At 65.8% G+C, this 7,989-nt stretch carries 5 protein-coding genes and 2 pseudogenes; 5 read left to right on the top strand and 2 right to left on the bottom strand.

What is annotated here, in order from left to right; all coding sequences use genetic code 11:
- Positions 1-189 (bottom strand): annotated as a pseudogene (locus Q0Q02_RS21930) (colanic acid biosynthesis glycosyltransferase WcaL); the annotation flags it as partial.
- Positions 190-207: 18 nt separating this feature from the next.
- Entirely contained in the window at positions 208-1,662 is a 1,455-nt protein-coding gene (locus Q0Q02_RS21925) for an exopolysaccharide biosynthesis polyprenyl glycosylphosphotransferase (protein WP_293812702.1), read from the bottom strand.
- Between the two features lie 389 nt (positions 1,663-2,051).
- Here Q0Q02_RS21925 and Q0Q02_RS21920 point away from each other — a divergent pair, with 389 nt between their 5' ends.
- The 5 genes and pseudogenes from Q0Q02_RS21920 to Q0Q02_RS21900 form a co-directional block, all read left to right on the top strand.
- Positions 2,052-2,864 carry a WecB/TagA/CpsF family glycosyltransferase gene (locus Q0Q02_RS21920; RefSeq protein WP_293812700.1) on the top strand — a complete coding sequence of 271 codons (813 nt, stop codon included), beginning with the start codon at positions 2,052-2,054 and terminating at the stop codon, positions 2,862-2,864.
- 11 nt (positions 2,865-2,875) lie between these two features.
- Positions 2,876-4,132: a non-hydrolyzing UDP-N-acetylglucosamine 2-epimerase gene (gene wecB, locus Q0Q02_RS21915; protein WP_293812698.1), complete on the top strand. Its 1,257-nt coding sequence runs from the start codon at positions 2,876-2,878 to the stop codon at positions 4,130-4,132.
- Positions 4,133-4,137: 5 nt separating this feature from the next.
- Positions 4,138-5,319 (top strand): glycosyltransferase family 2 protein, encoded by a 1,182-nt coding sequence (locus Q0Q02_RS21910; protein WP_293812696.1) that lies wholly within the window; start codon positions 4,138-4,140, stop codon positions 5,317-5,319.
- Positions 5,316-6,305: a hypothetical protein gene (locus tag Q0Q02_RS21905; protein WP_293812695.1), complete on the top strand. Its 990-nt coding sequence runs from the start codon at positions 5,316-5,318 to the stop codon at positions 6,303-6,305. The genes Q0Q02_RS21910 and Q0Q02_RS21905 overlap by 4 nt, the downstream gene beginning before the upstream one ends.
- Positions 6,306-6,963: 658 nt before the next feature.
- Positions 6,964-7,989: pseudogene (locus tag Q0Q02_RS21900) on the top strand (hypothetical protein); the annotation flags it as partial.

The raw sequence follows: 7,989 nt of genomic DNA, 5'->3' as shown, positions 1-7,989 counted from the left end.
GCCGCCGTCGAGAATGTAGCGCGTGCGGGCCTTCTCGGCGATGTCGTCCGGGTCCACCAGTTCACGGCCGCGGCCTCGCAGCGATACGCGCAGAACCGAGATTCCGTTCCGTTCGAGCTCCACGATCTCGCGCCGGATGAAGGTATGCGAGACGGCGGGATATTCGGACACGAAGTAGCAGACACGCATCGGAGCGTTCCTTTCCGCTCAATAGGCGTTGCTGTACGCCTGCTTCGAGATGACGGTCCTGACCAGGATCTTCAGGTCGAAGAAGAACGACCAGTTGTCGACGTAGTAGAGATCGTGCTCGATCCGCTTCTGCATCTTCTCGAAGGTGTCGGTCTCACCCCTCAGCCCATTGACCTGCGCCCAGCCGGTTATGCCCGGTTTGACGTTGTGCCGGCGGAACATGCGGTGGATCTGGTCGGCGAACATGTGGTTATGGGCGACGGCATGCGGCCGCGGGCCGACCAGGGACATCTCGCCCCTGAGCACGTTCAGCAATTGCGGCAATTCGTCGATGTTGGTCCGCCTGAGCACCCGTCCCACGCGGGTCACGCGGGGGTCGTCTCGGACAGCCTGGCGAAAGCCGTCGCGCGCATCCTCCATGCAGCTCATGCTGCGGAACTTCAGGACCTGGATCGGCTCATTGTTGAAGCCGAGCCGCATCTGCTTGAACAGAACCGGGCCGCGCGAATCCAGCTTGATCAGGGCGGCGACGGCGACAAGCAGCGGCCACAGGATGGTCAGCAGCGCAGCCGAGCCGACGATGTCGAAGGCGCGCTTCAGGAAGCGGTCGCGCAGCGAGCAGGGGCCGCAGAACAGTTCGAGGACCCGCAGATGGCCATAGCTGCCGATGCGGCTGCGCCGCATCAATTCGGCCAGCTCGATCGGCAGCAGCTGGATCCGGACAGGCAGTTCCGACAGCTCCGCCACCGTGTGGGAAACGACTTCCATATTGTCCGAGCCGAACAGGATGAGCACGGCGTCGATCGGCAGCGCCCGGCATTCGCGCCGGATCTCACAAAGTTGTACCTCCAAGGAGGCATCGCCGCGGGTTCCATCGGGAACCGAAGGAAAATCGTACCAGCGCAGGATGTGCTCGTGCCGGGCTGCCAGCCGCGCACGCACATGTCCGACCCCGCGCGCGCCCGGCATGACCAGCACGGCCATGCTTTCGCGACGCCAGTGGCCATGCTCGCGGACGCGGTCGACGACCTGCCGGAGCGCGGCTCTTACGGCGATCTGGCCCAGCAGCGTCGCCAGCAGCTGCGCCAGGAACGTCCCGCGCGAATAGCCGCCGAGGCTGTTGGTCAGATAGCCGGCCGTCAGAAGCGTGATGAAGGACAGGGCGAGTGCCGCGCCGCCGCGCGAGCGGCTATGCTCGTTCCATTCCGGGCCGAGCAGGTCGTACTGGTTGTCGGCGATGCAGAGGGCGACATAGAGCGCTCCCACTGCGATGGACGCCAGGACATAGTCGCTTCGAAAGAAGATGACGCCATAGACGACGGCCGAATACGCCAGGAACGCGCCAAAGGCGCAGCAAGCGATCACGATCATCTCGACCGTGGCCACGACGACGGTCCAGAATACCTGCGTCCCATACGCGAGAATGGTGGTGGGGGTATGTCGCGTCCGGGGAGGCAGGGTGTTGGTCGTCATTGGCCCACCGAATTCCAACGCTGCACAGACAAAATACTCGGCACTTGCACAGGCTTAATGCGGGCGATGGACGCGAGTTCTTCGTAGCTTGCGAAATCGGCGTTTTCCTCGAAAACGCACCGGAAGCGGATGGCCAAACGCGCAACCGGTTGCGCGTTTGGCCATCGCGTCGCGCATCTCGATCACAATAGTTTGATGGAATAGCCGCTTCGAGTGACCGTTGATGTCATTCGAAACAGCGCGAATTGCTTTCTCGCGAACCAATCAATTCATCACGCATTGAATTTTCTAAGCGGCATGTCGCAGGCCGGCGGCGAGATCGCGCCGCGCGCCCATCGCATCTCGGCCTGCCTGTGCGTCCGATGACCGTTGCCCCGGGGAGATCCGCGATGCCGTCAGACACGATGCCTGGTCTCGAAACCGGGAGCTCGCCGCCCCGCCAGGCCCAGATTCTGAATGGCCGCTTCGATGGGCTGACGGCGGACCAGACCGTGGAGGAGCTCATCCGGACCATCCGTGCCGGAGAGCGCGGCATCCTGTCCACGGTGAATGTCGCGATCCTCATGATGATGCGGTCCAACCCGCGGCTGCAGCGCTTCGTCGATGGCTCACGCTGGACGGTCGCCGATGGGCAGCCGCTCGTCTGGGCCTCGCATCTGTGGCAGCAGCCTCTGCCGGCGCGGGTAGCGGGCATCGATCTGATCGACAAGCTCTGCGCCCGCGCGGTGGAGGAGGGGATCGGCGTCTATTTCCTCGGCGCCGAGGCCGGCACCGTGCGCGCAACGGTCGGGGTGCTTCAGAACCGGCATCGCGGCCTCGACGTCCGCGGCTATGCCGATGGCTATTTCGGGCCGGACCAGGCCGAGGCGCGGGCGCGGGCGGTGGCTGAAAGCGGCGCCAGGCTCCTCTTCGTCGCGATGGGGGTTCCTCGACAGGAGTACTTCATCGAGGAGCAGTGGAAGAACCTCGGCGCGCAGGTCGTCATCGGCGTCGGCGGCAGCTTCGACGTCATCGCGGGCCTGCGCAGGCGAGCGCCCGTCTTCATCCAGCGCGCGGGGCTCGAATGGGCCTATCGCCTCGCTCAGGAGCCGCGGCGGCTGTTCCGGCGCTATCTGGTCACGAACTCCCAGTTCGTCGGCCTGATCTCCTGGAGCGCGCTCACCCAGATTTCCCACATCCGACGCGCGACGCCGCGGCCCTGAGCGAGGTGCAGATGACTCCACGCAAACGCATTCTCGTGGTGATGGGCACCCGGCCCGAGGCGATCAAGCTCGCTCCGCTCATCCTGGCGGCCAATGCCGATCCGGAGCGCTTCGAAGTGCTGGCGGTCCGGACGAGCCAGCATCGCGAGATGCTGGATCAGGTCGTGACCTATTTCGACCTGCCGATCCTGGCCGATCTCAACGTCATGCGCAGGGACCAGGATCTGACGCATGTCACGACCGCGGCCCTGGAAGGGTTGCAGCATGTGATCGCACAGGTGCGCCCCGATGTCGTGGTGGTGCAGGGCGACACGACGACGAGCTTCGTCGGTGCTCTCGCCGCCTTCTACGAGAATGTGCCGGTCGCCCATGTCGAGGCCGGTCTGAGAACCTATGACAAGCGCGCGCCCTTTCCGGAGGAGGTCTATCGTCGCCTGACCAGCGTCATCGCGGATTTCCATTTCGCGCCGACCGAGGCGTCGAGGCTCAATCTGCTCAAGGAGAACGTGCCCGCGGACATGATCTGGGTCACCGGCAATACGGCGATCGACGCGCTGTTCCTGACCCTGGCCAAGGCACCGTCGGCCGCGGCGGAGGCTTCCGCGCCGACGCTCCTGCTGACGACGCATCGCCGCGAGAACCATGGCGAGCCGATGCAGCGCATCTGCGAAGCAGTCCTGATCCTGCTCAAGGGCTTTCCGGAGCTGCGGGTGGTCTGCCCCGTGCATCTCAGTCCGCGCGTGCGGCAGGTCGTCTACCCGATGCTGGGCGCGCACCCGCGCGTCTCGCTCGTCGAGCCGCTGGATTACGAGGATTTCGTGCTGGCGATGAACAGCGCCCATATCATCCTGTCCGATTCCGGCGGGGTCCAGGAGGAGGCGCCGGCGCTCGGCAAGCCGGTTCTCGTCCTGCGGGACTCGACCGAGCGTCCGGAAGCCGTCGAGGCGGGCACCGCGCGCCTGGTCGGAACGGAGGTGGCGGCGATCGTCGCGGCCTGCCGGGAGCTGCTGACGGACACCGAAGCCTACCGCGCCATGGCGCAGGCCAGGAATCCTTTCGGCGACGGTCATGCCTCCGAGCAGATCCTCGACGTCCTGGCGCGGTCGCTCGATGGCGTCGAGCGGCGCGAGCCGGTCGACCGCGCGAAGGTGAGGGCCGCCTTCCAGCCCACCGAAGCCGTAGCGCCGGAAGCCATCCTCCAGGCCGCCATCGCAGCGGATGCAAAGACGCGGATGTCCGGCGGCAGCCAGGGAGCGGCACCAGCATGACGTTCATGACCGGGACAGTCACTCTCGTTTTGCTGGCGGTCTGTTTTCTGACAGCGGTCCCGGTCGTCTTCCTTATTGTCCAGGTCGTGGCGGCCCATCGCCCTGCAAGGCGCCTGCTCCCGGCAGGGGGGCTGCCTTGTCCCCGCTTCACCGTGATCATGCCTGCCCATGACGAGGAAGCGATCATCGCCCGCAGCATCGCGCCGATCATCGCGCAATTGCCGCCCGCCGGGCGCCTGATGGTGGTGGCCGACAACTGCTCCGACGATACCGCCGGTGCCGCCCTGAGAGCCGGGGCCGAGGTCACCATCCGTCGCGACCTGACGCGGATCGGGAAGGGCTATGCATTGGCCCATGGCGTTCGCTGCCTCGCCGCGGACCCGCCGCAGGTCGTCATCATCGTCGATGCCGATTGCGAGGTCGCGCCCGGTTCGCTGGCGCGACTGGCCGGGCGCTGCAGCGCGACCGGCCGTCCCGTGCAGGCGCGCTACGCCATGCTGCCGCCGCCGGCGCCGAGCGCGGCCGACAAGGTTTCGCGGCTGGCATGGACGATCAAGACCTTCGTGCGGCCGCTGGGGTCGGCGCATCTCGGCTGGCCCTGTCAGCTGATGGGCTCCGGAATGGCCCTGCCTTTCGATGCGCTCGGCCATGTCGATCTCGCCACCGGGCATCTCGCGGAGGACCAGAAGCTCGGCGCCGATTTCGCGCTCGCCGGTCGCTCGCCGCTGTTCTGTCCCGAAGCCGAGATCGTCAGCCGGCTTCCCCAGGGTGAAACCGGAAAGCGCCAGCAGCGCACGCGGTGGGAGCACGGCCATCTCGCGATCATCGGCGAGTTCTTGCTGCCGCTGACGGCGCGCGCGCTGGCGAAGCGCGATCCCAGGCTCCTCGCCTTCGCACTCGATCTGTGCATTCCGCCGCTGTCGCTGCTGGCCATGTCGCTGATCCTGCTGACGGGCCTGTGCCTTGCCTGGTTTGCCCTGGCGGGGGCGGTCGGACCGCTCGGCATCTCTGTGGCAGTCCTGGCCGGTTTTACGGTTGCGATCGCCGCCGCCTGGTGGCGTTTCGCCCAGGCGATCATCACATGGCGTGAGCTCGCCGCGGCGCCGGCCTATTGTCTGCTCAAGATACCCTCCTATGTCCGGTTCTTCATCCATCGCCGGATCGACTGGGTTCGGACGGAGCGATGAGGGCCGGCCGCGGCCGCTGGCCTCGCCACCTTCGCGCCTCGGGGCTGCCTGGCGCGCCGCCGGCGCTGCCTGGCGCGCCGCCGGCGCTGCTGACGCTGCTACTTGCCGCGAGCCTGATCGAAGGATCGCATGCGCCGGCCACGGCGGATAACGCTGGGAGCCGCTTCGTTCTTGGCGAGCGGCCTTTCGCCACCACATCGTCCTGGAACAGGCCGATCGCCACGGACGCGCGCTTCTCCAGGGTCGATTGGCCGGCCGGCGCACGCTTCGGCGTGGCCTGGAGCAGCTACTCCCCAGCCATCCATGTAAGCGCAGTCTCGGATCCCATCGTGTCGGTCGAGCACCCGGCAAGCTGGGGTCGTCCCGCCGGCACGCTTGAGATCCGCATGCCCGGCAACGCCGATGGCGCCCCGGGCACCGACGGTGAATTGCTGGTGATCGACGGCGATACCGTGCACAATTTCTGGCAATTTCGGCGGCTGGGCACCGGCAAGGCTACGGCGCAATCCTACGGCGCGACGAATCTGGTCACCGGCGATGGCTGGGGGCAGGCATCGCCGTTTCGCGGTGCCGGCATCGTGGCAGCCGGTTCAAGCCAGCTGGCAGGCTTGCTTGTCCAGGCGGAGACGGATCGCGGCGAGATTGCTCATGCGCTGCAGATCGCGATCGATGCAGCCTACGCGAAGCCGGGGCGTAGCGGCGAGGCGATCAATGGCGACGGTCGGAATCCGCAGGGCCTCGTCCAGGAAGGCGAACGCCTGGCCATCCCGCCCGGCGTGACGATGCCGGGAGGGTTGTCGCCACTCGGGCAGAAGGTCTTTCGCGCCTACCAGAGATATGGCGCTTTCGTCATCGATGTCGCCGGAGGGGTCACGAACCTGCGTGCCCAGGCGAATGCCTACGATCAGGCGACGATCGCGGCGCTCCGGCAGGACCTCACGCGGATTACGCCGCTGCTCCAGCGCGTGGAGCAGCCGGGCCGGTAGAAATCCCTGGCCGCGCCGGGGCGAGATCAGCCTTCATGCATAAGCCGCGCCAGCGTTCCATCGGCCCGCTCCGGCCGATGGCCGGCCGGCCGGATTCTGTGGCCGCGCTGCCTCATTTGCGTTCGGTTCCCGCGTGAATCCGAAGCTCTCCACAGGCGAGGTCTCTGTAATCAATTGAAAAATATGGTTAAAATTTTTTCTTAACAAATTGTCTTTGGCATCACATTCCAAACACGTTATCTGACCACCTTCTCTCGCGGATGGGCCTCTGATTCGCTGACGAGTTGGCGATGACCCGTCATCCGGCCGCACTTCGCGTAGCACGCCTGGCTATCTGCTGCGTTTTCCACGGAACGGCGAGGCATACCTGGCTGGCCTACCAATCTCGCTGTCCGTTTCCTTCCGTATAGTCTAAGGAAATAGGCATATGACCTCACTCGAAACTCGCCCGTTCTCTGCGTCTTCGAGTTGGAATACACAAGTATCCAGTGATGCGACCTTTACGAAACTCGCTTGGCCGGCTTCGACCGGTTATAATTACAGCGTAGCATGGGATAGTTATTCACCTGCGGTTTACGTTGCGTCTGCCTCCGATCCTCTTGTCCAAGTCACGTATCCCCCGGGATGGGGCTATCCCGGCGGCACAGTCAGCGTTCACATGCCGGCAGCCGCGAATGGCGCCGCGGGCACTGACGGCGAACTGATCGTCATCGACGGGGACGTCGCCTACAACTTCTGGCAGTTCAACCGCACGAGCAACACGACGGCGTCGGCCGCGTCGTTCGGCCAGGAAAACATCGTCACCGGCGATGGCTGGGGCAGCAAGTCGCCCTTCCTCAGCGCGGGTATCACCGCGGCCGGCGCAAGCCAGCTCGGTGGCCTTATCGTCAAGGACGAAACGGTCGACGGATCGATCGATCACGCACTGCAGCTTGCCGTCGACTTCGGTCTCGCCAAGCCCGGCGCTGTCGGCCAGGCCATCTCCAGCGACGGCAGCAGCTCCTCGGGCATCGTCCAGGAAGGGCAGCTCCTCGCGATTCCGCCGGGCACACCGATGCCCGCCGGCCTCTCGCCGCTTGGCCAGCAGGTCTTCAAGGCCATGCAGCAATATGGCGCTTACGTCATCGACGTCGCCGGCGGCACGACCAATGTGCGGGCGCAGGCCAACGCCTTCGACGACGCGACGATGACCGCGCTCTGGCATGACATGGGCAACATCACGCCCCTGCTTCAGGGCGTGAGCGGTGGTTCGGGCTCGGGAAGCACGGGCGGCTCGTCGGGTGGTGCGGTTACCGATCCGACCACCCCTCCCGTCGTGACCGATCCGCCGACCACTACCACTCCGCCGACGGGCACCTTGCCGACGCAGGACACCACTGCGCCGACGGTGCAGTGGGTGGCGGCCAACGGGCCCGGCGTCACGAACGGCACCGGTACGGTCCGCGCTGGCGACACCGTGACCCTGACGCTCAAGTTCAGCGAAGCGGTCACCGTCAACGGCACGCCGACCCTGTCGCTCAACGACAACGGCACGGCCAAGTATGTGAGCGGTGCCGGCAGCGATACCTTGCAGTTCGAGTACAAGGTCGCGGCGGGCGAGAATACCGCTGATCTGGCGATCAAGGCGTACAACCTGTCCGGCGTGACGGACGCGGCCGGCAATGCGTTCAGCGTGTCGGGGGCG

The sequence above is a fragment of the uncultured Allobosea sp. genome (assembly GCF_945956895.1).
Taxonomy (GTDB): domain Bacteria; phylum Pseudomonadota; class Alphaproteobacteria; order Rhizobiales; family Beijerinckiaceae; genus Allobosea.
The sequence above is the reverse complement of the archived record's forward strand: the minus strand, read 5'-3'. Positions and strand labels throughout refer to the sequence as shown.